Annotated in this window: 19 protein-coding genes and 2 pseudogenes; 14 read left to right on the forward strand and 7 right to left on the reverse strand. The window is 73.8% G+C overall.

From position 1 onward, the window contains the following. Positions 1-260: 260 nt before the first annotated feature. The 5 genes from ACZ66Z_RS16970 (at position 261) to ACZ66Z_RS16990 (ending at position 7,797) form a co-directional block, all read left to right on the forward strand. Positions 261-1,259 carry an SMI1/KNR4 family protein gene (locus ACZ66Z_RS16970; protein WP_469934744.1) on the forward strand — a complete coding sequence of 333 codons (999 nt, stop codon included), beginning with the start codon at positions 261-263 and terminating at the stop codon, positions 1,257-1,259. Between the two features lie 7 nt (positions 1,260-1,266). Beyond that, entirely contained in the window at positions 1,267-3,912 is a 2,646-nt protein-coding gene (locus tag ACZ66Z_RS16975) for an SUKH-4 family immunity protein (protein WP_469934745.1), read from the forward strand. A gap of 131 nt (positions 3,913-4,043) precedes the next feature. Then, positions 4,044-5,033: a cellulose-binding protein gene (locus ACZ66Z_RS16980; RefSeq protein ID WP_469934746.1), complete on the forward strand. Its 990-nt coding sequence runs from the start codon at positions 4,044-4,046 to the stop codon at positions 5,031-5,033. 11 nt (positions 5,034-5,044) lie between these two features. Then, positions 5,045-5,446, forward strand: coding sequence for a VOC family protein (locus ACZ66Z_RS16985; RefSeq protein WP_469934747.1), 402 nt, complete (start codon positions 5,045-5,047; stop codon positions 5,444-5,446). A 65-nt stretch (positions 5,447-5,511) separates the two neighbouring features. Next, positions 5,512-7,797 (forward strand): FG-GAP-like repeat-containing protein, encoded by a 2,286-nt coding sequence (locus ACZ66Z_RS16990; protein ID WP_469934748.1) that lies wholly within the window; start codon positions 5,512-5,514, stop codon positions 7,795-7,797. 9 nt (positions 7,798-7,806) lie between these two features. Here the strand turns inward: ACZ66Z_RS16990 and ACZ66Z_RS16995 are convergent, their stop codons facing one another. Next, on the reverse strand, positions 7,807-8,289 hold the full coding sequence (locus ACZ66Z_RS16995) for an ATP-binding protein (protein ID WP_469934749.1): 483 nt from the start codon (positions 8,287-8,289) through the stop codon (positions 7,807-7,809). A gap of 103 nt (positions 8,290-8,392) precedes the next feature. On the opposite strand from ACZ66Z_RS16995, the gene ACZ66Z_RS17000 reads away from it, so the two are divergent. Together ACZ66Z_RS17000 and ACZ66Z_RS17005 are read left to right on the forward strand one after the other, a co-directional pair. Then, a complete protein-coding gene (locus ACZ66Z_RS17000) occupies positions 8,393-9,226 on the forward strand; it encodes a helix-turn-helix domain-containing protein (protein ID WP_469934750.1) in 834 nt (277 codons plus the stop codon). Beyond that, positions 9,223-9,411 carry a DUF397 domain-containing protein gene (locus tag ACZ66Z_RS17005; RefSeq protein WP_469934751.1) on the forward strand — a complete coding sequence of 63 codons (189 nt, stop codon included), beginning with the start codon at positions 9,223-9,225 and terminating at the stop codon, positions 9,409-9,411. The genes ACZ66Z_RS17000 and ACZ66Z_RS17005 overlap by 4 nt, the downstream gene beginning before the upstream one ends. Positions 9,412-9,440: 29 nt before the next feature. On the opposite strand, the pseudogene ACZ66Z_RS17010 reads toward ACZ66Z_RS17005, so the two are convergent. Together ACZ66Z_RS17010 and ACZ66Z_RS17015 are read right to left on the reverse strand one after the other, a co-directional pair. After that, positions 9,441-10,987 (reverse strand): annotated as a pseudogene (locus ACZ66Z_RS17010) (MFS transporter). A gap of 23 nt (positions 10,988-11,010) precedes the next feature. After that, positions 11,011-11,235, reverse strand: a complete 225-nt coding sequence (locus tag ACZ66Z_RS17015; protein ID WP_469934752.1) for a hypothetical protein — start codon at positions 11,233-11,235, stop codon at positions 11,011-11,013. Here ACZ66Z_RS17015 and ACZ66Z_RS17020 point away from each other — a divergent pair. The 4 genes and pseudogenes from ACZ66Z_RS17020 to mfd all read left to right on the forward strand — a co-directional run bounded on the left by ACZ66Z_RS17020 (position 11,234) and on the right by mfd (position 19,473). Next, positions 11,234-12,001, forward strand: a pseudogene (locus tag ACZ66Z_RS17020) (AraC family transcriptional regulator). The gene ACZ66Z_RS17015 and the pseudogene ACZ66Z_RS17020 sit on opposite strands and share 2 nt — an antisense overlap. Before the next feature lie 209 nt (positions 12,002-12,210). Further along, positions 12,211-12,999 (forward strand): ABC transporter ATP-binding protein, encoded by a 789-nt coding sequence (locus ACZ66Z_RS17025; protein ID WP_469934753.1) that lies wholly within the window; start codon positions 12,211-12,213, stop codon positions 12,997-12,999. Next, positions 12,996-15,578: an ABC transporter permease gene (locus ACZ66Z_RS17030; RefSeq protein WP_469934754.1), complete on the forward strand. Its 2,583-nt coding sequence runs from the start codon at positions 12,996-12,998 to the stop codon at positions 15,576-15,578. Before ACZ66Z_RS17025 ends, ACZ66Z_RS17030 begins: the two co-directional genes overlap by 4 nt. Positions 15,579-15,942: 364 nt before the next feature. Next, the gene (gene mfd / locus ACZ66Z_RS17035) at positions 15,943-19,473 is read left to right on the forward strand and encodes a transcription-repair coupling factor (RefSeq protein WP_469934755.1); all 3,531 of its coding nucleotides are present in this window, start codon (positions 15,943-15,945) and stop codon (positions 19,471-19,473) included. Positions 19,474-19,562: 89 nt separating this feature from the next. On the opposite strand, the gene ACZ66Z_RS17040 is transcribed toward mfd, so the two are convergent. Continuing rightward, the gene (locus ACZ66Z_RS17040) at positions 19,563-20,843 is read right to left on the reverse strand and encodes an SGNH/GDSL hydrolase family protein (protein WP_469934756.1); all 1,281 of its coding nucleotides are present in this window, start codon (positions 20,841-20,843) and stop codon (positions 19,563-19,565) included. Positions 20,844-20,871: 28 nt separating this feature from the next. Beyond that, entirely contained in the window at positions 20,872-21,453 is a 582-nt protein-coding gene (locus ACZ66Z_RS17045; RefSeq protein ID WP_469934757.1) for a TetR/AcrR family transcriptional regulator, read from the reverse strand. Positions 21,454-21,572: 119 nt separating this feature from the next. On the opposite strand from ACZ66Z_RS17045, the gene ACZ66Z_RS17050 reads away from it, so the two are divergent. The 3 genes from ACZ66Z_RS17050 to ACZ66Z_RS17060 all read left to right on the forward strand — a co-directional run bounded on the left by ACZ66Z_RS17050 (position 21,573) and on the right by ACZ66Z_RS17060 (position 24,079). After that, a complete protein-coding gene (locus ACZ66Z_RS17050) occupies positions 21,573-22,412 on the forward strand; it encodes an SCO6745 family protein (protein WP_469934847.1) in 840 nt (279 codons plus the stop codon). Between the two features lie 140 nt (positions 22,413-22,552). Next, a complete protein-coding gene (locus tag ACZ66Z_RS17055) occupies positions 22,553-23,230 on the forward strand; it encodes an HNH endonuclease family protein (protein ID WP_469934758.1) in 678 nt (225 codons plus the stop codon). A 60-nt stretch (positions 23,231-23,290) separates the two neighbouring features. After that, positions 23,291-24,079 carry an N-acetyltransferase gene (locus ACZ66Z_RS17060; protein ID WP_469934759.1) on the forward strand — a complete coding sequence of 263 codons (789 nt, stop codon included), beginning with the start codon at positions 23,291-23,293 and terminating at the stop codon, positions 24,077-24,079. A gap of 22 nt (positions 24,080-24,101) precedes the next feature. Here the strand turns inward: ACZ66Z_RS17060 and ACZ66Z_RS17065 are convergent, their stop codons facing one another. Then, positions 24,102-24,845 (reverse strand): hypothetical protein, encoded by a 744-nt coding sequence (locus tag ACZ66Z_RS17065; RefSeq protein ID WP_469934760.1) that lies wholly within the window; start codon positions 24,843-24,845, stop codon positions 24,102-24,104. 147 nt (positions 24,846-24,992) lie between these two features. Continuing rightward, positions 24,993-25,739 (reverse strand): DUF4190 domain-containing protein, encoded by a 747-nt coding sequence (locus tag ACZ66Z_RS17070; RefSeq protein ID WP_469934761.1) that lies wholly within the window; start codon positions 25,737-25,739, stop codon positions 24,993-24,995. Between the last annotated feature and the right edge of the window lie 167 nt (positions 25,740-25,906).

Consider the following 25,906-nt stretch of genomic DNA (forward strand, 5'->3'; position numbering starts at 1 on the left):
CTGCAATCCCCCGAGTTGCGTGGACAGCCTGCCAAATGGGGAGCCTTATGGGGAAGCTGGGGCGGCCAAACGCGTCTTCGGTGTGTCGGAATCATGGTGTACCTGTCATGGCGTCGTGACAGTTGGTCACCGTCGGTCGTGGTCGGATCGGGGCCGGTTCGGCCTCTTGTGGCAGCGCATAGGCTGTGCGGCATCAGTCGGCCGCAGCCGTCGGCTGTCGGTAGCAAACAGTCAGCGACGCCATGCAGGGGGCAACCGCCATGACGACAGGTCGGCTCGGGCAGGACACCGCGCCACCGAACGCGGCCTACGCCGGGCAGGTCGTGCATTTCCCGGATCCGGTCCGTGCGTCCCGTCACCCCCGAGGGGTACGGGTGGACGAGTACGGCCACCCGGACTTCTCGCCGTACGCGCGCGCGGCGGCGGAGATCGCCGATCCGCCGGAGGGCTTCGGTGTCGACGAGCTGCGGCTGACGGACTACGTGTCGGCGAACGCGGCGCTCGCGGCGACCGGTCACGAGCTGTGGGACACGATCCCGTCGGTGGCGACCCCGCACGGCTGGACCTGGCACCACGTGGCGCGTTCGCGGCGGATGGAGCTGGTCCCGGTCGAGGTGAAGGCGTTGCTCCGCCACCACGGCGGGGTGGCGACGGCCGCCGTGGACCAGTCGAAGCGGGGGACGCGTCCGCTGCAGGAGACCCGGCCGGTGCACTTCGGGCTGCCGAAGGGCCGGGTGTCGGTGTCGGAGCAGCAGCTCCAGGGCGTGGAGGAGGACCTCGGCTACCGGCTGCCGGGGGCGTACCGCTCCTTCCTGAAGGCGGCGGGCGGCTGTGCTCCGGTGGGGGCGGCGCTCGACGCGGAGCTGGGGGTCCTGGTGGACCAGCCGTTCTTCACGGTGCGGGAGGAGGCGGGGGTCAACGACCTCGTCTACGTCAACAAGTGTCTCCGTGACCACCTGACGAAGGACTACCTGGGCGTCGCCTTCGTCCAGGGCGGTCTGATCGCGTTGAAGGTGCGGGGTGCGGCGGTCGGTTCGGTGTGGTTCTGCGCGTACGACGACGCGCGGGATTCCGGCGAGGTGGCGGCCGGTTGGACGGTGAACGAGCGGGTGGAGCGGCTGTTGCTGCCCTGCGGCGCGGACTTCGACGCGTTCCTCGGGCGTCTGGCGGGCAATCCGCCGGAGCTGGAGACGGTGGCGAACCTGATGGTGGACGGCGGCTTCGCGCGTGCCGTGCCCGTGGTCCCGGTGGGGGAGTGAGCTGGCTGTGGTGACGTTCGCGCAGGCGCAGGAGCGCGCCGAGGAGTGGATCAACGGCGATCTGCCGGGCTACCAGCACCGTGAGGTGCGGGTGCGGGAGTTCGAGCTGGGTTTCGTGGTGTGGGCGGAGGACCGCGAGGGCGGTCCGACGTCGGACGGCGGGCGGCAGCGGTTGGTGATCGCGCGGGACAGCGGTGAGGCGACGCTGTGGCCGGGGCTGCCGGTGGGCGAGGTGATCCGGCGGTACGAGGAGGAGTACGGGGCGACGGACGAGGTTCCGGCGCAGGCGGCGGTGCCGGCGGCGCGGATCGATCTGAACCAGACGTCCTTCCTGTTGAGTCCACCGGAGTGGTTGCAGGACGCGGCGGACAAGATCGGGTTGCCGAGGGAGGAGTCGCACGCCTCGCAGGAGAGCGCGAGCGCGTCGGCGCCGGTGGACGACACGTCGGACGCGGTGGGTGCGGGGGTGTCGGGGCCTTCGGCTTCGGTCGCGTCGTCGTCCTCCTCCGCTTCGGTGGACTCGTCGGCGTCGGAGGCGGTGACGGCTGCGGAGTCCGTACCGGACGCGGGGCCCGTTGCGGATCCGGCTCCGGTTCCGGCTTCGGCTCCGAGTCCGGCTCCGACTTCGGCTCCGAGTCCGGATCCGGCTCCGGCTTCGGAGGCCGACGCGTACGAGCCGACGGCGATGGACGGCGTCCCGGCGTCGAGCCCGGCGGCGACGCCCGCGCCGGTGGATTCCGCGCCCGTGGCCCCGCCCGTGGTCCCGCCGGCGGCCCCGCCGGTCGTGCCCCCGGCTCCGCCCGCCCCCACGCCCCCTCCCGCTCCCGCGCCGTCCGGTGCGTGGGTGGACGCGAACGCGAGCTCCGGTGGTGCGGACGGGGCGGTGCCGCTGCCCGCGACCGTCTTCGCGCCGCCGCTGTCGGGGACGGACGACGAGGACGCCCCGGCGCCGTCGGTGGGCGCGGACGCGCCGACCGCCCTGATGAAGGGCGGCAGCGCGCTGCCGCCGACCGCGATCGGCCCCCGTCTCGACCCGGCGGCCCCGGCCCCGGGCGCGGTTCCGCCGGCCCCGCCCGCGCCGCAGCCTTCGCCGGCCCCGGCGCAGGCCGGTCCGGGTGCGCCGTTTCCGCCGCCCGCGCCCTCGGCGCCGGGTGCCGGGGACATCGCGGACGCCGCGACCGGCAAGGCCGCCCCGTCGCCGAAGGCCGGGCGCGGTCCGACGCCCCCTCCGCCGCCGGGCGCCCCGGGTGTGCCGGGTGCCTCCTCGGGCGGCAACGCGTACATCCCCACGCAGTTGGTGTCGCAGCTCGGGCCCGAGGGGCTCCGGCCGCCCGGCCCGCCCGCGCAGCCGGGTCCGCCCGGTCCGCCGCCTCCGCCGTCCGCGCCGGGTCCCGTGACGCCGCCGCAGCCGGTGCACCACGCGGCGACGATGCTGGCGCATCCGAACCAGGGCGGTCCGGGTGCGCCTCCGCCGCCCCCGCCGCCGCCGGGTGTGCCGGGCGGTACGCCGGCGGGCGGCATCGCGCACGCCGCGACGATGCTGGCGCACCCCGGCCCGGGGGGTCCGCCGCCCCCGCCCGCTCCGGCGCCGCCGGTCGGCGGGCACACGCCGCCGTCCGCGCCCGGCCCCGTGCCCGGGGCGCCCGTGCCCCCGGCGTACGGCTATCCGCAGCCGACGGGTCAGCCGACGGTCGGCCCGGGCTACCAGGCGGTGCTGCGCTACCGGGCGCCGGACGGTTCGGAGGCGCAGATCATCCGGCGTTCGGCGCCGGGCACTCCGCATCCGGAGTGGCAGATCCTGCACGAGCTGCGCGCGCTGAACGTGCCGCCGCAGCAGGTGCTCGAACTCCACACGGAGCTGGAGTCCTGTGAGCTGCCGGGTGGTTACTGCGCGCGGATGATCCGGGAGACGTGGCCGCAGGCGCGGATCACGAGCATCGCCCCGTACGGCCGTGACCACGCGGGACGTCAGCAGGGCATGCGTCAACTCCTCACCCACCAGGGCGAGTTGCACCAGGTCGCGGACGGTCCGGCACGTCCGGCTCCGGTGCGGGCGCCGCTGCCGCAGGTGCAGCCGGCACCGCCGATCCCCCCGGAGGGGATCGCGCAGGAGCTGGCCGGGGCGTTCGGTCCGGGGATCCTCCGCTTCGACCAGCGGGCGGTGTCCCGACAGGGCGTGCCGGAGCTGGTCGCGCGCACGCTGGTGTGGGCGGGGCTGCCGGCGGACTTCGGTCCGTTCTTCTGGGCGCAGCCGGCGGTGCCGGTGGTGCCGACGCTGGCGGAGCTGGCGGCGCAGCGGCAGGTGCAGGCGGCGCCGGACGCGAGCTCGTACCTGGTGCTCGGTTCGGACTTCGGCCGGGCGATCTGTGTCCAGTACGGGACCGCGCACATCGTGGCGGTGCCGGTGGAGGCCGGGCCGGGCGGGCAGTCGGTGCCGCCGCAGTTCGTGAACACGGGGCTGCCGGAGTTCACGCGGTCGATGGCGCTGCTCGGCCGGATGTGGCGGCTGCGGTTCGGGTTGAACCCGGAGCAGGCGGGGCGCTGGACGGTCGATTTCCAGGCGCAGCTGGCGATGCTGGACCCGGCGGCGCTGGCGTCGCCGGAGAACTGGTGGTCGGTGCTGCTCGAACAGATGTGGGACGGCCTGCTGTAGCGCAGGAGTGTCGGAATGTGATGAAGGGCGCTCGACGTGTGGCCACGTTGGGCGCCTTTTGTCCGTTCTGATGCCGCATTCTTTACGGGTCGAGTTTTACGGGTCGGGACCAGGGAGAAGGGGCGTCAGGGATGAGTTTCGCCGTCGGGCGGGGGCGCGGATACCGCCCCGAGCAGGTCGACCGCCACCTCGCCGCACTCGCGGAGGAGCGCGACGCCGCCTGGGAGCGGGCGGCGCGGCTCACGGTCCTCGCGAAGGAGATGGAGACGGAGGCCGCCGGGCTCCGCCTGGCCGTCACGCAGCTCGCACCGCAGCGGTACGAGTCCCTCGGCGGGACCGCGCAGAAGATCCTGGAGCTGGCCGAGCAGGAGGACGAGCGGCTCGTCCGGGGCGCCGAGGCGGAGGCGCAGGCCCTCGCGGAGGCCGCCGAGCAGGCGGCCCGGGAGGCGACGGAGGCCGCCGCGGCGTACGCGGAGGAGGTCCGGGCGGCGGCGGACGAGGCGGCCCGGACGACCCTGGAGGAGGCCCGCGCGCGGGCCGAGGAGATGGGGCAGATCGCCCGCCGGGACGCCGAGGGCGCCGGGGAGGCCGCGCGGGAGGCCTTCGAGGAGACCCGGCACCGGGCGGAGGCGCTGCTCGCGGAGCAGCGGGAGGAGCAGCGGACCGCACGGGACGAGGCGGAGCGTGCGGCCGAGGCGGAGGCGGCGGCCCTGGACGCCCACCACCAGGAGCTGGTCGCGGCGGCGGAGGCCCGGCTCGCGGAGACGCAGCGGGCCCTGGCCGAGACGGAGGAGCAGGCCCGGCACGGCCAGGAGGACGCCGAGGCCCGCGCGGCGGAACTGCTCGCCGAGGCCAGGATGAAGGCGGAGCGGATCGAGCGCGAGACGGAGCGGGTGCTGCGGGAGCACGAGGAGGCGCGGGACGAGATCCACTCCCACATGGAGCACATCCGCAGTTCGCTGGCGGCGCTGACGGGCCGTCCGACCGCGCCGGAGAAGGCCGGGCCGCAGAAGGCCGGGGAGGAGCCCGGGCCGCAGAAGGCCGGGGAGGGGCCCGGGACGGAGAAGGCCGGGGAGGGGCCCGGGCCGGAGGAAGGGAAGGCCTTCGGGACCGCCGACTAGGCTGCCGCCCCATGATCATGAGACTGGCGGCGATCACGCTCGACTGCGCCGACCCCATGGCCCTGGCCGCCTTCTACCACCGGGCCACCGGGATCTCGCTCGCCGACCGGTCCGACGACGAGTTCGCCGGACTGCGCGGCGCGGACGGCCCCTTCCTCGGCTTCCAGCGCGTCGACGGCTACCGTCCCCCGTCCTGGCCGGGCCAGGAGGTCCCGCAGCAGCTGCACCTCGACTTCGACGTCGACGACCTGGACGGGGCCACGGCCCGCCTCGTGGAGTGGGGCGCGACCGTCCCGGACGCCCAGCCCCGTCCGGACCTGTGGCGGGTGCTCCTGGACCCGGCGGGCCACCCGTTCTGCCTGACGGTCCCGCGCCCGCCCCGGGAGGACCGGGACCCGTCTTCCGGATCCTGACCGGGGCGCCGGGAGGCGTGTCGGGGGCGAGGGCTAACGTCTTCCCCTCTAGGGGAGGGAAGACGTTGAAGCACGTACGCACATCCGGTCGTCGTCTCACGGCGGCGGCCGTCACCGCCGTCCTCGCGGTGACCGGCGGCACGATGGCCACGACCCCGGCGACGGCCGCGCCGGCCACGGGGATCACCCAGGCGGACCAGCAGACCACCACCGTGCCGTTCCCGCGCAACGCGGACGTCGTCGGCGCGGGCCCGAGCGGCTTCCTGTCGAAGACGCGCGGCACCACGCCGGAGTTCCGCTGGACCTGGTACGCGGACGGCTCGTCGGTCGTGCTGCCGGGGACCTACGCGATCGGCGGCGGCTCGGACCTCGTCGTCACCGGCGACGGGGCCACCGGCTACACCAGCCGACGGCTGAAGATCCACGACCTGTCGACGCCCGCCACGGCCGCCGCCGCGCCGGTGGAAGCCGATCTCGACGCGCTCGGCGGTCACCACCTCGCCGGCCTGGCCGGCGGCACCCTCCTCCTGGACAAGGAGGAGGGCGACACCTGGCGGCAGTACACCGGGACGATCGAGGACGGGGCGCTGAAGGTCCGATGGGTGCTCGGCGGGCCGCAGTTCGAGTGCTACTCGGGCGATGAGGGCTGGGCCGACACCGGTTCCGCGGTCTACGACTGCTGGGTCGGCGAGCCGGGCAGGTCCTCCAAGGTCGTCGTCGACTTCGGCGGGGGCGGCTCGTCCACGTACCTCCAGGACGACGACCAGTACGCCCAGCGGGGTGCCGTCTCCGCCACGCACGTGGCCTGGCGCGAGATGCGGCTGTCGGGGGACGGGATCGTCGCCCACCGGCGCGGCAAGTCCGAAGAGCGGTGGATCCCGTCGCCCTACCTGGGCGACCCGCTGTACCTGGTCGGCGGCTGGGTGGCGACCGGCCAGAAGGCCCACGTCGACGCCCCCGCCCCCGACGACGGCCACTACCACCCGACGGTGCGGCCGTTCACCGTCCAGTCGATCGACACCGGAGAGAAGGCGACTCTCCTCACCGCGTTCTCCTCCGCCGTCGCCGGCCCCGGCGGCAGCCTCCTGGTGCGCGGCGGCACCCCCGAGCAGGGCGAGGGGCTCTACCGGATCTCGCCGCGCGTCGACGGCGGCCGGCCGGACGTCGAACTCGTCGCGTCCACCGGCCAGTCGACCGTCGTCGCCCTCACCGGCTCCACCGTCCCGACGACCCTCACCGGCGACCAGCTCGCGGGCGGGGTCGACTTCGGCTGGGACCTGTCCCGGGGGGACGCGTCCGTACAGGTCACCCTGAAGCACGTCCGCAGCGGCCGGTCGGTCTCCACGACGCGCCCCGCCCCGGCCGACGCCGTCGACGGGGCACCGCGCCGCGTCACCTGGCACTGGGACGGCAAGGACCCGGAGCGCCCGGACGGGCTGCTGAGCCCGGCCCGCGCGGGCGAGTACGAGTGGAAGATCGTCGCCTCGCCCGAGGAGGGGATCGGCCCCGACCTCGTCACCACCGGACGGTTCACCGTGACCCGGCCCCAGGCGCCCCACGACTTCGACGAGGACGGCACCGCCGACCTCTTCGGCCGGGAACCCGGCGGCCTGCTGCGGCTCTTCCGGACCCAGCCCGTCGCGGTGGGCGGATCGGTCAAGAGCGCGGAGTGGGACGACGTCGGCGGCGGCTGGCAGGCCTACGACCGGATCGAGACCGCCGGGAACATCGCGGGTACGACCGCCCCCGACGTCCTCGCCCGGGACGGCTCCGGCGTCCTCTGGCTCTACCGGGGCACCGGGGACCGCGCCAAGCCCCTCTCCGCCCGCACCCGGATCGGCGGCGGCTGGCAGACGTACGACCGGATCGCGGCCGGCGGCGACGTCACCGGCGACGGCCGGCCCGACCTCCTCGCCACCGACAGGACCGGCGTCCTGTGGCTCTACCCCGGCACCGGGGACACGACCACGCCCTTCTCCGCCCGCAAGAAGGTCGGCGGCGGCTGGGGCGCCTACAACGAGATCGCCGCCGTGGGGAACCTCGCCGGCGGCCCCGCCGGTGACCTCCTGGCCCGGGACGGGGACGGCGCCCTCTGGCTGTACCTCGGCAAGGGCGACGGCACCTTCGCGGCCCGCACCCGGGTCGGCGGCGGCTGGGGAGGTTTCCTGAACCTCGTCGGCGTCGGCGACGCCAACGGCGACGGTCACGCCGACCTCATGGCCGCCGTCACTCCGAGCCCCACCGCCTCCGGCGTCACCTTCTACGCCGGTACGGGCGACTGGAAGGCGCCCCTGAAGCCCGGCGTGAAGACCAACGTCACGAGCTGGGCGCGGTACGACGTCGTGTTCTAGCCCGGCCCCTCAGGCGAGGGCGCACTCCGCCCACACCGTCTTCCCCGGCGCGCCGATCCTGGGGTACCAGCCCCAGCGGTCCGCGAGCCGCTCCACGAGCAGCAGCCCCCGGCCCCCGTCCGCGAGTTCCCCCTCCGGACGGGGGCCGGGACGCACCGGCAGCCGCTCGCCCCGCGTGTCGCCGACCTCGACCCGCGCGACGGCCGGAACCCCGTGCAGCAGACGCAGGAACAGCTGGAAGTCCCGCCCGGGCACGTGCCCGTGCCGCACCGCGTTCGCCGTCAGCTCGGCCGCGACCAGCACGACGGTCTCGTGCGCCTCGGTCCCGTACGGCACGCCCCACTCGTCCAGCCGGACGGCGACCAGCCGTCGCGCGAGCCGGGCCCCCCGGGCGGTCGACGTGAAGCGAAGGGTGAAGACCCCACGGCCCGAGTAAGGCGAGACATCAGCGGGTTGGGTGATGTCAGCGGGGTTGTCGATGTTGCTCGTCATGCCCTCCACGCTCCTCCCGGTCGCGTAGCGTGACTAGTGGTGACGCACTGACGCGACGGCCTTGTACGTGGGGTGTCGGTGCCGGTACGAGGGGCGGGGCGCGATGACGGAAGAGCAGGCGGGCGCGGCGGCGGACAGGTCCGGCCAGGGCGTGGTGGCGGCGTTCGGGCAGAGCCTGAAGACGCTGCGGCTGCGGGCGAGGATGGAACGCGAGGAGCTGGGCAAGCGCCTGGGCTACTCGGCGTCCACGATCGCCTCCTTCGAACAGGGCCGGAGGATCCCTCCGCCGCGCGCGATCGACCGGTCGGACGAGGTGCTGGACGCGGGCGGGCTCCTGACGGTCTGGAAGGACCAGCTGGAGCGGGCGCAGTACCCGGTGTTCTTCCAGGGGATGGCGCAGCTGGAGAAGCAGTCGATGGAGCTGCTGGCGTACGACACCTTGGTGGTCAACGGTCTGCTCCAGACCGAGGAGTACATGCGGGCACTGTTCGGCAATCGGCGTCCGCTGTTCGACGCGGAGACCGTCGAGCAGCGGGTGACCGCCCGGCTGGCCCGGCGCGACATCTTCGACCGACGCCCGGAACCGCTGCTGAGCTTCGTCATGTGCGAGTCGGTGCTGCGGCGGAAGTTCGGCGGCAGCGGGGTGCTTCGCGGACAACTGGAACAGCTCCTCCTCATCGGCCAGAGGAGAAACGTCGAGCTCCAGGTCATGCCACTCGACTGCGAGGACAACTCAGGGGTGGACGGACCGTTTACCGTCATCACGCGTGAGGACGGTAAGAGGTTCGTCTACTCCGAGGCCCAGGGCGCCAGCGCCCTGGAGACCGATCCCAAACAGGCCGTTCTCGGCGCCGCCCGCTATGGGATCATCCGGTCACAGGCTCTCACCCCGCGAGAGTCGCTGGCGTTCGTCGAGAAGTTGCTGGGAGAGCTATGAACAACACGGAATCCCTCGCCTGGTTCAAGAGCAGCTACAGCGGTGGCGAAGGCGGCCAGTGCGTCGAGGTCGCCACCGGCGCGGGAGCCGTCCACGTCCGGGACTCCAAGGACGTGGCCCGGCCGGCCCTCCGGGTCTCGCGCGAGGCGTGGGCCGGGTTCGTCGGGCTCGCCTCGGCGGAGTAGTACAGCCGCCGCTTGTACGCGGTACGCGGTCAGTCGTCGCCCCCCGTCGCCTCCCTCAACACCGGGAAGCGGCGGGGGCCACGGTCAGGAGGGCCAGGAGGGCGAGCACCGCCGCTGCCGCCGCGCCCAGGTAGACCCAGTCCACCGCCGCGTCCACCGCCCGGCGGGTCTCGTCGGTGGCGTCCAGGGAGCGGGCCAGGGAGTCGAGGTCCGTGTCGGCGCCGAGGCGGGCGGCGAGGACGCCGTTCGCGACGGCGCCGAAGAGCGCCGCGCCGACGCTCTGGCCGACCTGGCGGCAGAAGAGGACGGACGCGGTGGTCGTGCCGCGTTCCCCGTACGGGACGGTCGACTGCACGCCGACGATCAGGGGCAGTTGGAAGAGGCCGAGGGCCCCGCCGAGGAGCAGCATCAGGAGTGCGGGCTGCCAGGGTTCGCCGGGGAACGGCAGGAACGGGAACGCGAGCAGCAGGAGCAGGGCGAGCGAGATGCCCAGGATCGCGGTGAGGCGGAAGCCGATGCGGGTGTAGACCCGGTTCGAGAGCGCGGCGCTGATGGGCCAGCTCAGCGTCCACGAGGAGAGGACGAAGCCGGCGGCGATCGGGCCGAGGCCGAGGACGGACTGCGCGTACGTGGGCAGGAAGACCGTCGGGGCGACCATGAGCAGGCCGAGGGCCCCGAGGGAGAGGTTGACGGCGGCTATCGTGCGGCGGCGCCAGACCCAGCCGGGGATGATCGGTTCGGCCGCGCGCCGTTCGACGGCGACGGTCAGGGCGGCGAGGACGGCGGCCCCGCCGAGGAGGCCGAGGGACGGGGCGGAGAGCCAGGGCCAGGCGACGCCGCCCTGGACGAGCGCGGTGATGAGCGCGGCTCCGGTGGCGAAGATCGCGAGGGCCCCCGCCCAGTCGATGCGGACGCGTGCGCGCGGTGCGGTGCGGGCGGGTTCGAGGAGGTGGCGGCCGATGAGCCAGAGGGCGACCAGGCCGACGGGCACGTTGACGAGGAAGATCCAGCGCCAGTCGGCGTAGCCGGCGAGCAGGCCGCCGACGGCCGGTCCGGCGATGGACGAGGCGGCCCACACGGAGGACAGCTTCGCCTGGATCCTGGGGCGTTCCTTCAGGGGGTACAGGTCGGCGGCGATGGTCTGGACGGTGCCCTGGAGGGCGCCGCCGCCGAGGCCCTGGACGACGCGGAAGGCGATCAGGGAGGCCATGCTCCAGGCGGCGGCGCAGAGCAGGGAGCCGACGAGGAAGAGGACGGTGCCGGCGACGAGGACGGGCTTGCGGCCGAAGGTGTCGCTGAGCTTGCCGTACACGGGCAGGGTGACCGTGACGGCGAGCAGGTAGCCGGAGAACAGCCAGGAGAAGACGGAGAGTCCGCCGAGGTCGCCGACGATCTGGGGGACGGCGGTGGAGACGATCGTCCCGTCGAGGGCGGCGAGCCCCATGGCGAGCATGAGGGCGGCCACGACGGGGCCGCGGCGGTCGGCGGTGGGGGCGGTGACGGTCGTCGGGGCGGGGTCGGATCCGGCCCGGGTCGTCGACGGCTCTGTCACCGCGTCCTTCCTTTCTTCGTACACCTAAATATGCGCGAGTCAGGATCTCACCGGACGGGCGGCCCCGGATAGTCGTCGACGGTCACGGAGTCGTAGAGGCGGGCGCTCCTGGCGGTGAGGCGGACGAGGGCGCGGCCGGGTCCCGCGGGGAGGGCGGAGATCAGGCGGGCGCCCTGGGCCGGCCCCCACACGCCGAGGCGGGACGTGGGGATCGGGGCCCTCGCCGCGCCCGGCGCGGCCGCGCGGCTGCCGTGCACGTGCTCCGCCGCCATGGCCGGGTTCCGCGTCGGTGACCTGGAAGCGCTCCGGATGGTGCCGCACCCGGCCGTGACGCCGTTCCTGGAGTTCGGCGACGGCTCGCCCGTCCTCGACTGTGCCTCCGGGCAGCAGCGGGGATGCAGTCGTCGCCGGCCCCGGGCTCGGGACCGGAGGCGCGGTCCGGGCGCGGGGCGAGAACGTCGAGTGCGTGCAGGTCCGCCTGTCCCCGGTGATCGCCCGCGCGGTCCTGGGCGTCTCTCCCGCCGAGCTCGACGGCGCCGTCGTCCCCTGGGCGACCTGTGGGGCCGGGAGGCGTCCCGGATCCGCGAGCGGCTCGGCGACGTCCCGTCCCGGTAGGACCGTTTCGCGTGGACGGCCGCGCTGCTCGCCCGCCGGTGCGGGGCGGGGCCGCCGGTGGACCCGGAGGTGGCCCGGGCCTGGCGCCGGATCGTCGCCGGCCGCGGCCCGGCCCGGGTCGGCGGGCTCGGCGCCGGGGCCGGGTGGAGCCGCAAGCGGCTGTGGTCCCGGTTCCGGTCGCAGCTCGGCCTGCCGCCCAAGCACGCCGTGAGGCCGGTCCGCTTCGGCCATGCCGCCCTCCGCCCGGTCGCGGGCGAGAGCGCGGCCCGGGTCGCGGTCGACACCGGCTACGCCGACCAGTCCCCTCTGCACCGGGACGTCGTGGCGTTCACCGGGGCGGCCCCCGGGACCCCGGCCGGCGAGCCGTTCCTCGCCGTCGACGACCTCGCGTGGCCGGGCCGGGGGACGACCGCGGGCCCCTGAGGCCGTGTCGAGGCCGCGTGCGGAGAACCGTGCGCGGGTCCGGTCGAGTTCCCGCCCGGGGGCCGGTCTCCCGCCACGGGTGGAGGAGCCCCTAGGGGAATCTCCCCCATGCGGCCCAGGGGCCGTTCGTCCCGGCGGAGGAGGAGAAGTGCCGTGCCCGCTCCTTAACTTGAACTTACAAACCCACCCACTGCTCCAAGGAGAAATCCGTGACTTCGGCTGTGACCATCCCCCGGCACGGGGGTACGGGAGAGGGGACGGCCGTCGCGGCGCGGGCGCGGCAGGTCGTCAAGGCGTACGGCTCCGGGGAGACCCGGGTCGTGGCGCTGGACTCCGTCGACGTGGACATCGCCCGCGGCCGGTTCACCGCGATCATGGGACCCTCGGGTTCCGGCAAGTCGACCCTGATGCACTGCCTCGCCGGGCTCGACACCGTCACCAGCGGGCAGATCTTCCTCGACGAGACCGAGATCACCGGCCTCAAGGACAAGAGGCTCACCCGGCTGCGCCGGGACCGGATCGGCTTCGTCTTCCAGGCGTTCAACCTGCTGCCCACCCTGAACGCCCTGGAGAACATCACCCTGCCGATGGACATCGCCGGGCGGAAGCCGGACGCCGAGTGGCTGCGGCGGGTCGTCGACACGGTCGGGCTCGGGGAGCGCCTCAAGCACCGGCCGGGCCAGCTCTCCGGCGGTCAGCAGCAGCGCGTCGCCGTGGCCCGGGCGCTCGCCGCCCGGCCCGAGATCATCTTCGGCGACGAGCCGACCGGGAACCTCGACTCGCGGGCCGGCGCCGAGGTCCTCGGCTTCCTCCGGGCGTCCGTGGACGAGCTGGGGCAGACGATCGTCATGGTGACCCACGACCCCGTCGCCGCCTCCTACGCGGACCGGGTGCTCTACCTCGCCGACGGGCGGATCGTGGACGAGATGGAACGGCCCACCGCCGAAGCCGTCCTCGACCGCATGAAGGACTTCGACGCGCGCGGGCGGACGTCATGACCGTCCTCAGGACCTCGCTGCGCAACTTCTTCGCGCACAAGGGCCGCATGGCGCTCTCCGCCGTCGCCGTCCTGCTCTCCGTCGCCTTCGTCAGTGGGACGCTCGTCTTCACCGACACCATGAACACGACGTTCGACAAGCTCTTCGCGTCGACCGCCTCCGACGTCACCGTCAGCCCGAAGGGCGCGGCGGCCGACGACGAGGTCCCGCAGGCCGGGCGCCCCGAGTCCCTGCCCGCCTCGCTCGTCGAGCGGGTGCGGAAGGTCGAGGGCGTCAAGGACGCGCAGGGCTCGGTCACCTCCCTGAGCGTGACCGTCGTCGACGCGAGGAATGAGAACGTCGGCCCGACCGGCGGCGCGCCGACCATCGCCGTCAACTGGAGCCCCTACGAGCTGCGTTCGGTCGAGCTGGTCTCCGGCCGTGAACCGCGCGGGCCCACCGACGTCGTCGTCGACGCCGGCACCGCGGAGAAGCACCACCTGAGGATCGGCGACACCCTGCGCACGATCGCCGTCACCGGCGACCTCACCGCGAAGATCTCCGGCATCGTCGAGTTCAAGGTCACCAACCCCGGCGCCACCGTCGTCTACTTCGACACCGCCACCGCGCAGCGCGGACTCCTCGGCGGTGAGGGCCTGTTCACCCAGGTCATGGTCGACGCCGAGCCCGGCGTCGGCGACGACGCCCTCAAGGCGGACGTGGCCGCCGCCCTCGGCGCCGACGCCGAGGGCTACAAGCTGAGCACCGCCGCCGAGGTCGCCGACGCGGGCCGCGAGGACGTCGCCGGCTTCCTCGACGTCATGAAGTACGCCATGCTCGGTTTCGCCGGGATCGCCTTCCTCGTCGGCATCTTCCTCATCGTCAACACCTTCTCCATGCTGGTCGCCCAGCGGACCCGCGAGATCGGCCTCATGCGGGCCGTCGGCGCCGACCGCGGGCAGGTGAACCGTTCCGTCCTCGTCGAGGCGCTCCTCCTCGGCCTCGTCGGCTCGGTCGCCGGTGTCGCGGCGGGCGTCGGCCTCGCCGTCGGGCTCATGAAGATCATGTCCTCGATGGGCATGGAGCTCTCCACCCGGGACCTCACCGTGGCGTGGACGACGCCGGTCGTCGGCCTCGCCCTCGGCGTCGTCGTCACCGTCCTCGCCGCGTACGTCCCCGCCCGCCGCGCCGGGAAGGTCTCCCCGATGGCGGCTCTCCGCGACGCGGGCACTCCCGCCGACGGCGGGGCCGGTCGGGTACGGGGCGTGATCGGGATCGTCCTCACCGGCGCCGGAGCGGCCGCCCTGGTCGCGGCGGCCCGCGCCGAAGAGGCGGGTCCCGGCTCCCTCTGGCTCGGCCTCGGCGTCGTCCTCTCCCTCCTCGGCTTCGTCGTCGTCGGCCCGCTCCTCGCCGGCGGGGTCGTGCGCGCCCTCGGAGTCGTCGTCCTGCGGGTCTTCGGTCCCGTCGGCCGCATGGCCGAGCGCAACGCGCTGCGCAACCCGCGCCGCACCGGCGCCACCGCCGCCGCCCTGATGATCGGCCTCGCGCTCGTCGCAGGCCTCTCGGTGGTCGGCTCCTCGATGGTCGCCTCGGCCACCGAGGAACTGGACCGGTCCGTCGGCGCCGACTTCATCGTGCAGTCCGGTACGGGACAGCCGATCGTGCCGCAGGCGCAGGCCGCCCTGGAGAAGACGCCCGGCCTGGACCACGTCACCTCGTACAGGTGGGTCGACGCGGAGGTCACCGACACGCGCGGGAGGACCACGAAGGCCGACCTGGCCGCCACCGACCCGACGTACGTGAAGGACCTGCGCCGCGAGACCACCGCCGGCACCCTCGCCGACGCGTACGGTCCGGGCGCGATGTCCGTCGGCAGCGACTACGCCACCGAGCACGGCGTCGGGGTCGGCGACGTCCTCGCCGTCGCCTTCAAGGGCGGCGACACGGCGAGGCTGAGGGTCGCGGCGATCACGGCGGACGTCGGCCAGGTCGACAAGGGCGCGATGTACACGAACGTCTCCACCGTCGCCCGCCACCTGCCCGCCGAGCGGATGCCGAAGAGCCTGCTCGTCCTGGCCGGTGCGGAGGACGGTCAGGAGACCGCCGCCTATGAGGCGCTCAAGGCCGCGCTCGCGCCGTACCCGCAGTACAAGGTCAGGAACCAGGCCGACTACAAGGAGGAGCTCCGGAACCAGGTCGGGCAGCTGCTCGACATCGTGTACGGGCTCCTCGCGCTGGCGATCGTCGTCGCCGTCCTCGGCGTCGTGAACACCCTCGCCCTCTCGGTGGTGGAGCGGACCCGCGAGATCGGCCTCATGCGGGCCATCGGCCTCTCCCGCCGGCAGCTGCGCCGCATGATCCGCCTGGAGTCGGTGGTCATCGCCCTCTTCGGGGCGCTCCTCGGCCTCGGCCTGGGCATGGGCTGGGGCACCGCCGCACAGAAGCTCCTGGCGCTGGAGGGCCTCGGGGTCCTGGAGATCCCCTGGCCCACGATCGTGACGGTCTTCATCGGCTCGGCCTTCGTGGGGCTCCTGGCGGCACTGGTCCCGGCGTTCCGGGCGGGGCGGATGAACGTACTGGGGGCGATCGCGAGCGAGTAGCTCCACCGGGACCCGCCCGTCGCGGACCGCACCCGCCCACCCCCGTTGTGGGCAATCGTTCCGCTGGGGCGGCGCCCCCGCACCCCCGTTGTGGGCAATCGTTCCGCTCGAGCAGGGGGGACCCCCTCGCCCAGCGGGACGATTGCCCACACGGGCAGGGGGCGGGGGGCACCGCCCGTGAGGCGGGCCCACACGGGGTGGTGGAAGCGCACCGTCCCGCGGGGCGTAGCGAGCGCGGGTGGTCGGGGCACGTCGTAGGCTGGGGGCGACCGGGTCGTCCGTGCCCGGGACCACCCGGCCCGTGCGACGTGTCGGGCTGTTCGCGTTGCCCGCCGCCGTCGTCCGAATCCGGGATGGAAACCCCATGAGTCTGCACGGTCTGCTCGATGTCGTCGTCAAGGACGCCGCCCTCGCCGAGGCGGTGAAGGCCGCCGCCGACGGGAACCGCCCGCACGTGGACCTGGTCGGACCGGCGGCCGCGCGGCCGTTCGCCGTGGCGGCGCTCGCCCGGGACTCGGGGCGGCCGGTGCTCGCGGTGACCGCGACCGGCCGGGAGGCCGAGGACCTCGCCGCCGCGCTGCGGTCCCTGCTCGACCCGGACACGGTCGTCGAGTACCCCTCCTGGGAGACCCTGCCGCACGAGCGGCTCTCCCCCCGTTCCGACACCGTCGGGCGTCGGCTCGCCGTGCTCCGGCGCCTTGCGCACCCCCGGGACGACGACCCCGCCGCCGGGCCCGTCTCCGTCGTCGTCGCGCCCGTCCGGTCCGTGCTCCAGCCGCAGGTCAAGGGGTTGGGGGACCTGGAGCCGGTGGCGCTCCGGTCCGGCCGGACCGCCGATCTGAACGAGGTCGTCGAGGGGCTCGCGGCCGCCGCGTACTCCCGGGTGGAGCTGGTCGAGAAGCGCGGCGAGTTCGCGGTGCGCGGCGGCATCCTGGACGTCTTCCCGCCGACCGAGGAGCATCCGCTCCGGATCGAGTTCTGGGGCGACGAGGTCGAGGAGATCCGCTACTTCAAGGTCGCCGACCAGCGGTCCCTCGAAATCGCCGAGCACGGGCTGTGGGCGCCGCCCTGCCGGGAGCTGCTGCTGACGGACGAGGTGCGCGAGCGGGCGGCGGCGCTCGCCGAGGAGCACCCCGAGCTGGGCGAGCTGCTGGGCAAGATCGCCGAGGGGATCGCGGTGGAGGGCATGGAGTCCCTCGCGCCGGTCCTCGTCGACGACATGGAGCTGCTGCTCGACGTGCTGCCCGGGGGCTCGATGGCCGTGGTCTGCGACCCCGAGCGGGTGCGGACCCGGGCCGCCGATCTGGTGGCCACCAGCCAGGAGTTCCTCCAGGCCTCCTGGGCCGCGACCGCCGGCGGCGGCGAGGCCCCGATCGACGTGGGCGCGGCCTCGCTGTGGGGGATCGCGGACGTACGGGACCGGGCGGCCGAGCTGGGCATGGCCTGGTGGTCGGTGTCGCCGTTCGCGGCGGACGTCGACGAGGACGCCGACACGCTCACCCTCGGCATGCACGCCCCCGAGTCGTACCGGGGGGACACCGCCCGCGCCCTGGCGGACACCAAGGGCTGGCTGGCCGACGGCTGGCGCGCGGTGTACGTGACGGAGGCGCACGGTCCGGCGTCCCGTACGGTCGAGGTCCTCGGCGGCGAGGGCATCGCCGCCCGCCTCGACGCGGACCTGTCCGAGATCTCGCCGTCCGTGGTGCACGTGGCGTGCGGCTCCATCGACTACGGCTTCGTCGACCCGGCGCTGAAGCTGGCGGTGCTGACCGAGACGGACCTGTCGGGGCAGAAGGCGGCCGGCAAGGACGGGCAGCGGATGCCCGCCAAGCGCCGCAAGACGATCGACCCGCTGACCCTGGAGGTCGGCGACTACATCGTGCACGAGCAGCACGGCGTCGGCCGCTACGTCGAGATGGTGCAGCGGACCGTGCAGGGCGCGACCCGCGAGTACCTCCTCGTCGAGTACGCGCCCGCGAAGCGCGGCCAGCCCGGGGACCGCCTCTACATCCCGACCGACCAGCTGGAGCAGGTCACCAAGTACGTGGGCGGCGAGGCGCCGACCCTGCACCGGCTCGGCGGCGCGGACTGGACGAAGACGAAGCAGCGCGCGAAGAAGGCCGTCAAGGAGATCGCGGCCGACCTGATCAAGCTGTACAGCGCCCGCATGGCGGCGCCCGGCCACGCCTTCGGCCCGGACACGCCCTGGCAGCGGGAGTTGGAGGACGCCTTCCCGTACGTGGAGACGCCCGACCAGCTGTCCACCATCGCCGAGGTGAAGGAGGACATGGAGAAGACGGTCCCCATGGACCGTCTGATCTGCGGCGACGTCGGCTACGGCAAGACGGAGATCGCGGTGCGGGCGGCCTTCAAGGCCGTCCAGGACGGCAAGCAGGTCGCGGTGCTCGTGCCGACGACGCTGCTGGTGCAGCAGCACTTCGGCACGTTCAGCGAGCGGTACTCGCAGTTCCCGGTGAAGGTGCGGGCGTTGTCCCGGTTCCAGACGGAGACCGAGTCGAAGGCGACCATGGAGGGGCTGCGGGAGGGCTCGGTCGACGTCGTCATCGGCACCCACCGCCTCTTCTCCTCCGAGACGAAGTTCAAGGACCTGGGCCTGGTCATCGTCGACGAGGAGCAGCGCTTCGGCGTCGAGCACAAGGAGCAGCTGAAGAAGCTCCGGGCGAACGTCGACGTCCTGACGATGTCGGCCACCCCGATCCCGCGCACGCTGGAGATGGCGGTGACGGGCATCCGCGAGATGTCGACGATCACCACCCCGCCGGAGGAGCGGCACCCGGTGCTCACCTTCGTCGGGCCGTACGAGGAGAAGCAGATCGGCGCCGCGATCCGGCGCGAACTCCTGCGCGAGGGGCAGGTCTTCTACATCCACAACCGGGTGGACTCGATCGACCGGGCGGCGGCGCGGCTGCGCGAGATCGTCCCGGAGGCGCGGATCGCGACGGCCCACGGCCAGATGTCGGAGCAGGCCCTCGAACAGGTCGTGGTCGACTTCTGGGAGAAGAAGTTCGACGTGCTCGTCTCGACGACGATCGTCGAGTCCGGCATCGACATCTCCAACGCCAACACGCTGATCGTCGAGCGCGGTGACAACTTCGGTTTGTCGCAGCTCCACCAGCTGCGCGGCCGTGTCGGCCGGGGCCGCGAGCGGGGCTACGCGTACTTCCTGTACCCGCCGGAGAAGCCGCTCACGGAGACCGCGCACGAGCGGCTCGCGACGATCGCCCAGCACACCGAGATGGGCGCCGGCATGTACGTCGCCATGAAGGACCTGGAGATCCGCGGCGCGGGCAACCTGCTGGGCGGCGAGCAGTCCGGTCACATCGCGGGCGTCGGCTTCGACCTGTACGTGCGGATGGTCGGCGAGGCCGTGGCCGACTACCGGGCCTCCCTGGAGGGCGGGGTCGAGGAGGAGCCGCCGCTGGAGGTGAAGATCGAGCTCCCGGTCGACGCCCACATGCCGCACGACTACGCGCCGGGGGAGCGGCTGCGGCTCCAGGCCTACCGCTCGATCGCCTCCGCGAACTCGGAGGAGGACATCAGGGCCGTGCGCGAGGAGCTCACCGACCGGTACGGCAAGCTGCCCGAGCCGGTGGAGAACCTGCTCCTGGTGGCGGGCCTGCGGATGCTGGCGCGCGCGTGCGGCGTGGGCGAGATCGTCCTCCAGGGCTCCAACATCCGCTTCGCCCCGGTGGAGTTGCGCGAGTCGCAGGAGCTGCGGCTCAAGCGCCTCCACCCGCGCACGGTCATCAAGCCGGCCGTCCACCAGATCCTGGTGCCGCGACCGACGAGCGGGAAGATCGGCGGGAAGCCGGTGGTCGGCCGTGAACTCCTCGCGTGGACGGGCGAGTTCCTGACGACGATCCTCGGCGGCTGAGACCCGGCGGCGCCCCGTTCCGGCAGGACGGGCCGGGACGGGGTGCGGACGCCGTCCGTCCCGACCCGGTGGGCGGACGGCCCCCGGGGTCAGAGCGCGTCGAGGTCCAGGGCCCGGGCCATCGCCCGGTAGCCCGCGTCGCCCGGGTGGATGTGGTCGCCCGAGTCGTAGGCGGGGAGGATGCGGTCCGGGTCGGCCGGGTCGGCGACGGCGCGGTCGAAGTCGACGACGGCGTCGTACGCGCCCGAGGTGCGGACCCAGGCGTTGAAGGCCTCCCGCTTGGCCTCGTTCTCCGGGGTGTCGTAGAAGGAGCCCTTGATCGGGGTGAGGGTGGCGCCGACGACCTTCAGGCCGTGGGCGCGGGCCTGCCGGACGAGGGTGCGGTGGCCCTCGACGAGTTGGTTCACCGACACCTCGGGGGTCGGGCCGCCCGGGAAGGCCGGGCCGCTGCCGCCGATGTCGTTGATGCCCTCCAGGAGGATCACCGTGCCCACGCCCCGCTCGGTGAGCACGTCCTTCCGGAACCGGGAGAGGGCCTTCTCGCCCGCCCAGGTGGTGTCGTTGACGACCTCGTTGCCGCCGATGCCGTGGTTGAGGACGGCGCGGTTCCGGCCGGTGGCGGCGAGGCGCTCGGCGAGCTCGTCGGGGTAGCGGTTGTCGGCGTCCGTCGTGGAGCCGACGCCGTCGGTGATGGAGTCGCCGAAGGTGACGATGCCGTCGCGGCGGGCGGTGTCGCGGCCGCCGGTGACCTCGACGCCGGAGAGGAAGTACCAGGAGGTGTCGGTCTCCCGGAAGGCGGCGCCGGAGAGGTCGGCGCGGTGGTCGCCCTCGGCGCGGTAGCTGGTGGCCGAGGCGGCGGAGTGGAAGGTCGCGGGGCCGGTCGGGCCCGCGAGGTAGAGGGTGACGGTCAGCTGCTCGAAGGCCTTGACGGGGAGGCCGACGGCGTCGCTGAGGAGGGTCTCGCCGGCCGGGATCGTCACGGACGGGCGGTGGCCGAAGCGGAGCGTGCGCACGGAGCCGGGTTCTGTTGCGCTTCCGGCGGCCTTGCCGGCGGCTCCGGCCGCGGTGCGGGCGACGGTCGCGCCGGTGATCCGCAGCGGGCCGGTGCCGTAACGGTTCGTCAGCTCGATGCGGGTCCGGGTGCCGGCGGCGGTGACGCGGACGACCTGGCGGACCGTCTGGTCGTCGAAGCCCTGCTGCGACCAGTTGGGGCCGAACGGCGCGGACGCCGACTGCGGGGACGCGGCCCAGGCGCCGCGCCAGGCCGGGCCGTGGGAGCCGGTGTCGGCGAGGGCGGTGGGAGCCAGGGCGAGGGTGCCGGTGGTGAGGAGGGCGAGGGCGGCGCGGCGGAGGGTGTTCGAGGTTCGCATGCCGTGATCAATTGCCGACCGGTGCGGGCTATTCCCCTGCCGGTCGTGGGAGTTGGGCGCCGAAGAGCAGTCCGGCCAGGGAGCGGAAGTACTCCTCGGGGTCCTGGTCGCCCGTCGCGTCCCGCACGTTGTGGGTGAGGAGCAGCGTCGCGAAGCCGTGGGCGAGCGACCAGGCGGCGATGCCGGCCTGCCGGGCGTCGGGGACGTCCGGGCGGAGCTCCGCGACGCCCGCGCGGAGTTCGGCGGAGGCGCGCTCCTTGGCGGCGAGGAGGTCCGGGTCGTCGGCGCGCAGCAGCTCGGGCCGGAACATGACCTGGAAGTGCGCGGGGTGGGTGACGGCGAACCGGACGTAGCGCACGCCGCGTTCGCGCAGTTCGGGCGCGTCCGCCAGGGCCTCCGCGAGAAGGCCGTAGCCCTCGGCGGCGATGGCCGTGAGCAGTCCGGCGCGGTCCTTGAAGTGGTGGGCGGGGGCGGCGTGCGAGACGCCCGCGCGGCGGGCGAGGTCGCGCAGGCTGAGCCCGCCGGGCCCGTCGGCGGCGATCGCGTCGAGTGCGGCGGCGAGGACGGCCTGCCGCAGGTCGCCGTGGTGGTAGGTGCTCCGGCTCGTCATGGTCGCAGCCTAGCCGCTGTCTAGTCATTGACAAGTTCGCCGGGCGGGCGCAATCTTGTCAGTGTCAAGTCGAGGGCGACACGAAGAGAGGCCCCGTGGAAACCGCTCGCGTACGTCAGATGTGGCACCTGCTCGAACCCCTGCACGCCGTGCTCTACTACGCCCCCGAGGCCTTCGACGAGGCCGCCGCCCTCGGCTACGACACGGCCGACCGCTGGCCCTCCTACTTCGCCTGGCGCGCCGCCGCCCTCGGCCCCGTCGGGCCGGTCCGCGTCACCTCCGCCTTCTACGGCTTCAGCCCCGAGAAGGTCGCCCGGCACGTCCCCGCCGCCTGGGAGGTCGCCGCCCCCGCCGACGTGCTCGCCGCCCGGCTCCGCGCCGTCGACCGGACCTACCGGGCCGTCCTCGGCGAGGACGTCGTCGCGGGCCCCGAACTCGCCGGGGCCGCGGCCCTCGCCCGCCGCGCCGCCGGGGCGGCCGGCCTCGAAGGCCGCCCGCTCGCCGCCGCCCACGCCGAACTGCCCTGGCCGGACGCCCCGCACCTCGTCCTGTGGCAGGCGGCGACGATCCTGCGCGAGCACCGGGGCGACGGCCACGTCGCCGCCCTGGTCGCCGCCGGCCTCGACCCGGCCGAGTCGCTCGTCTCCTTCGCGGCCGTCGGAGCCGCGCCGGAACCGGTCTTCGAGAGCCGGGGCTGGAGCGCGCACGCGTGGAACGCCGCGCGCGAGCGCCTGGCGGCCCGGGGGCTCCTGGACGCGGACGGCGTCGCCACGGACGCGGGCCGCGCCCTGCGCGCGGAGGTGGAACGGCGGACGGACGAACTGGCCGCCGGGCCGTGGGACGCCCTCGGCCCCGAGGACACCGCCCGGCTCGCCGACCTCCTGGGCGGACCGTGGCTGACCGTCGTCGGCTCCGGCCTGCTGCCCGCCGTGAGCACCCTCGGCATCGGCAAGGTGTGACCCGGGGGCCCCGGTCCGGCCGGTCCGGGGCCGGCGAAAGGCGCGACCCGGTGCGGCGAAAGGCGCGACCCGGGCCCTCGGCCGCCCGGCGCACGACCATCGGTACGAAGCGGGCACAACCGTCCGCCTAGGATTTCAGGATGCTGACGTACCGAAGGACCCTCGCCGCCTCGTCGTTCGTCGTCTCCGTGCTCCTCACCGCCGCCTGCTCGCCCGGGGCCGACGTCCCGGGAGGCGTCGGCGGCACGTCCGCCGCGCGGGGGACGGCGCTCGCCGCCGTGGACACCCTCACGGTCAAGGGCCGCGCCCCGAAGACCGGTTACGAGCGGGAGAAGTTCGGCCGCGCCTGGGTGGACGTCGACGGCAACGGCTGCGGCACCCGTGACGACGTGCTCAAGCGGGACCTGACCGGCGTCCGCTTCACGGACGGCCACTGCAAGGTCGCCTCCGGCACCCTCGCCGACGACCCGTACACCGGCACCACCGTCCGCTACGTCCGGGGTCGCTCCAAGGTCGACATCGACCACGTCGTCGCGCTCTCCGACGCCTGGCAGAAGGGGGCGCAGACGTGGGACGGCGCGACCCGGCGCCGCTTCGCCAACGACCCGCTCAACCTCCTCGCCGTCGACGCCGCGACCAACCGCCGCAAGTCCGACGGCGACGCCGCCACCTGGCTGCCGCCGAACCGGGCGTACCGCTGCACGTACGTCGCCCGGCAGATCGCGGTGAAGAAGAAGTACGGGGTGTGGGTGACGGCGGGGGAGCGGGACGCGATGAAGCGGGTCCTCGACACCTGCCCGCAGCAGAGGCTCCCGTAGCGCCGGGCCGCCACGAAAAAACGTTTGGGCGGCCGGGTGGGCCATCCTTAGCCTGGCCGCATGGACCTGAACGTCACCACCCTCGCCGAACGGCCCGAGCTCGAAGGGGCGATGTGGTCCATGAAGGACCTGTGGCCCGAGTTCATGATGTACGACCCGGTCGGCTGGGCCAACATGGGCCGGATCGTCCGGGAGTTCCCGGAGTACGTGCTCGTCGCCACCGACGCCGGGGGCGCGGTCGTCGCCCGTGGCTTCAGCGTGCCCTTCCGGCTCGACGCGGAGGGCCGCCGCGAGCTGCCCGCCCGGGGCTGGGACGAGGTCCTCAACTGGGCCTTCTCCGACCTGCGGCACGGCCGGGAGGCCGACACCGTGAGCGCGATCGAGATCACCGTCGACCTCGACCACCTCGGCAGGGGCCTCTCGCACCGGATGCTCGCCGCCATGCGGGAGAACGCCGGCGGACGGGGCTTCGCCGAGCTGGTCGCCCCGGTCCGGCCCAACGGCAAGCACCTGGAGGCCGAGGCCCCCATCCACGAGTACGCCTTCCGCACGCGCGAGGCCGACGGCCTGCCGCACGACCCGTGGCTCCGCGTCCACGTGCGCGCGGGCGGTGTGATCGAGTCCGTGGCCCCGGCCTCGATGACGGTCTCCGGCTCCGTCGAGCAGTGGCGGAAGTGGACCGGCCTCCCCTTCGACGCGGACGGCCCGGTCGAGGTCCCGGGCGCGCTGGTCCCGGTCCACTGCGAGGCCACGCGGGGCTACGCGGTGTACGTGGAGCCCAACGTGTGGGTCCGGCACCGGATCCGACCCGTCCGACCCCTGCGCGTGAGGGGGGCCGTCACCGAGTGACGGCCCCCCTCACGCGTGTCCGTCACTCGGTGTCGACGACGTCCTTCGCCGCCGGGGCCGTCGCCTCGACCGGCCTGCCGTACCGCGAGAAGGTGATCGTCCCCGGCTCCTCGCCGCCCTCGGCGACGATCCGCAGGACGTACGGGATGCCTTCCGCGGCCACGTAGACCGTGCTGCTCTCGCCGCCGACGCCCGGCTCCGTCAGGGCCAGCGCCTTCCGGCCGCCGACGGTGGTCTCCGCGCCCTTCACGACCCCGCTCGCGCCCTGCTCGAACCCGTCGAGCAGCTGCTTCAGGTCGCAGAGTTCCAGCACGGCCCTGTTGTCGGGGTCGGAGGCGGGGCCCTTCACCCAGCGGCCCCTGAGCTCCTCGAGCATCGCCTTCCGCGTCTCGGGGTCCTCGTCCTCGACCTGCTCGCGCAGGGAGGCCTCGTCGAAGCGCATGTACACGTTCTCGTGGTCCGGTTTGATCAGCTCGACCGTGCCGGTCGTGCCCGTGGTCAGCGTTCCGGCGCAGCGTCCCCGGGCGTCGAGGGACAGATAGGCCTCGATCGGCTCGGCGGCCTCCCGCTCGTCGACGTCCACGCTCAGCGCCTTCGCGCCCTTCGTCGCGGCGAAGGCCTCGTCGACGATCTGCGAACCGCTCAGCTCCCCGAAGGGCCCGGCCGGCTTCGCGCCGTCCGGGGACGGGCCGCAGGCGGTGGCGCCGAGGGTGAGGGCGGCGCACAGCAGGGCCGTGGCGGCGGTGCGGCGGGGGGCGGCATGCACGGTGGTGTCTCCGGGGGGCGTACGGGGGCGGGGCCCCGAAGGGCCCCGGTTCCTTGGCGGTGCGGTGGTGCGAGGTGCGAGGTGCGAGGTGCGAAGTGGGGGTGCGGCGGTGGGGGCGCGGCGGTGCGGCGGGGGCGTCCGGCCCGGTCAGCCGACCTTCAGCTCCCACTGCGAGGCGTTGTAGTCGAAGCCGGGGTGGACCTCGACGGTCAGGTTCTTGGCGTCCTTGGGGGCGTCGAAGGCGACGGTGACGGTGGCCTTCTTGCCGGGCATGATGCTGCCCTGGAAGCCCGCTCCGACCTTCTCGTCGAAGATCTGCTCGGCCGTGACGCCGTTCTTGCCGGCCCGTCCGGACAGGGTGACGAGCGTGGCGTCGAACTTCTTCTTGCCGCCGTTCTCGATGACGACGGTCACCTGGTAGGCCTTGTTGCCCTCGGTGTGGCCGGCCGCGAACTCGCTCGGGGAGTACGCCTTCGGGTCCGAGACCGTGACCTTGAGGTCGTCGTCGTAGACCGAGCTGTCGCCGTCCGCCAGGTTCTTCGCCGCCGGGTCCTTCGGGGCCGAGTCCTTGACCGCCTTGTCGATCTCCTCGACCGCGTCGCTGACGGCCGTGAAGGTGATGACCGCGCCGACGACCGAGAGGACCAGGGCCGCGAGGCCCAGGATCGCGCCGGTGAGCGCCACGCCCTTGTTGTTCGCCTCGCCGCGCTTCACCCGGCCCTTGCCGACCAGGCCCAGGATCAGCGCGATCAGGCCGAGGATGCCGGCCAGCCAGAAGAAGAGCGGGATGAGCCCGGAGAGCGTGCCGATGATGCCGAGGATCAGGGCCGCGGTGCCGAGGCCGTTGCGCATGACCCGCGGGGCGGCGGGCGGGACCTGGGTGTCGTACGACATGGGTGTGTCCTCCCGGACGGAGACGATGTCTGGTGCGATGGGTCAATCACAGCAGAGCCTGTGAACCGAGTCAACACGGTTCACAGAAAATGCATCGACTCACACTGTGAAGTGGTGTGGCGGACGTTCGTCGCTAGGATTGGTGTCACAGCCAGAAGGGCGAGCCA

It is taken from the genome of Streptomyces sp. NPDC107498 (genome assembly GCF_055582805.1).

Bases quoted from the DNA above. Each gene is read 5' to 3' on its own strand.
- ACZ66Z_RS17060 (WP_469934759.1), top strand. From the start codon at position 23,291: ATGGACCTGAACGTCACCACCCTCGCCGAACGGCCCGAGCTCGAAGGG.
- mfd (WP_469934755.1), top strand. From the start codon at position 15,943: ATGAGTCTGCACGGTCTGCTCGATGTCGTCGTCAAGGACGCCGCCCTC.
- ACZ66Z_RS17000 (WP_469934750.1), top strand. From the start codon at position 8,393: ATGACGGAAGAGCAGGCGGGCGCGGCGGCGGACAGGTCCGGCCAGGGC.
- ACZ66Z_RS16985 (WP_469934747.1), top strand. From the start codon at position 5,045: ATGATCATGAGACTGGCGGCGATCACGCTCGACTGCGCCGACCCCATG.
- ACZ66Z_RS17055 (WP_469934758.1), top strand. From the start codon at position 22,553: ATGCTGACGTACCGAAGGACCCTCGCCGCCTCGTCGTTCGTCGTCTCC.
- ACZ66Z_RS16980 (WP_469934746.1), top strand. From the start codon at position 4,044: ATGAGTTTCGCCGTCGGGCGGGGGCGCGGATACCGCCCCGAGCAGGTC.
- ACZ66Z_RS17005 (WP_469934751.1), top strand. From the start codon at position 9,223: ATGAACAACACGGAATCCCTCGCCTGGTTCAAGAGCAGCTACAGCGGT.
- ACZ66Z_RS16970 (WP_469934744.1), top strand. From the start codon at position 261: ATGACGACAGGTCGGCTCGGGCAGGACACCGCGCCACCGAACGCGGCC.
- ACZ66Z_RS16995 (WP_469934749.1), bottom strand. From the start codon at position 8,289: ATGACGAGCAACATCGACAACCCCGCTGACATCACCCAACCCGCTGAT.
- ACZ66Z_RS17070 (WP_469934761.1), bottom strand. From the start codon at position 25,739: ATGTCGTACGACACCCAGGTCCCGCCCGCCGCCCCGCGGGTCATGCGC.
- ACZ66Z_RS17015 (WP_469934752.1), bottom strand. From the start codon at position 11,235: ATGGCGGCGGAGCACGTGCACGGCAGCCGCGCGGCCGCGCCGGGCGCG.
- ACZ66Z_RS17040 (WP_469934756.1), bottom strand. From the start codon at position 20,843: ATGCGAACCTCGAACACCCTCCGCCGCGCCGCCCTCGCCCTCCTCACC.
- ACZ66Z_RS17050 (WP_469934847.1), top strand. From the start codon at position 21,573: ATGTGGCACCTGCTCGAACCCCTGCACGCCGTGCTCTACTACGCCCCC.
- ACZ66Z_RS17045 (WP_469934757.1), bottom strand. From the start codon at position 21,453: ATGACGAGCCGGAGCACCTACCACCACGGCGACCTGCGGCAGGCCGTC.
- ACZ66Z_RS17030 (WP_469934754.1), top strand. From the start codon at position 12,996: ATGACCGTCCTCAGGACCTCGCTGCGCAACTTCTTCGCGCACAAGGGC.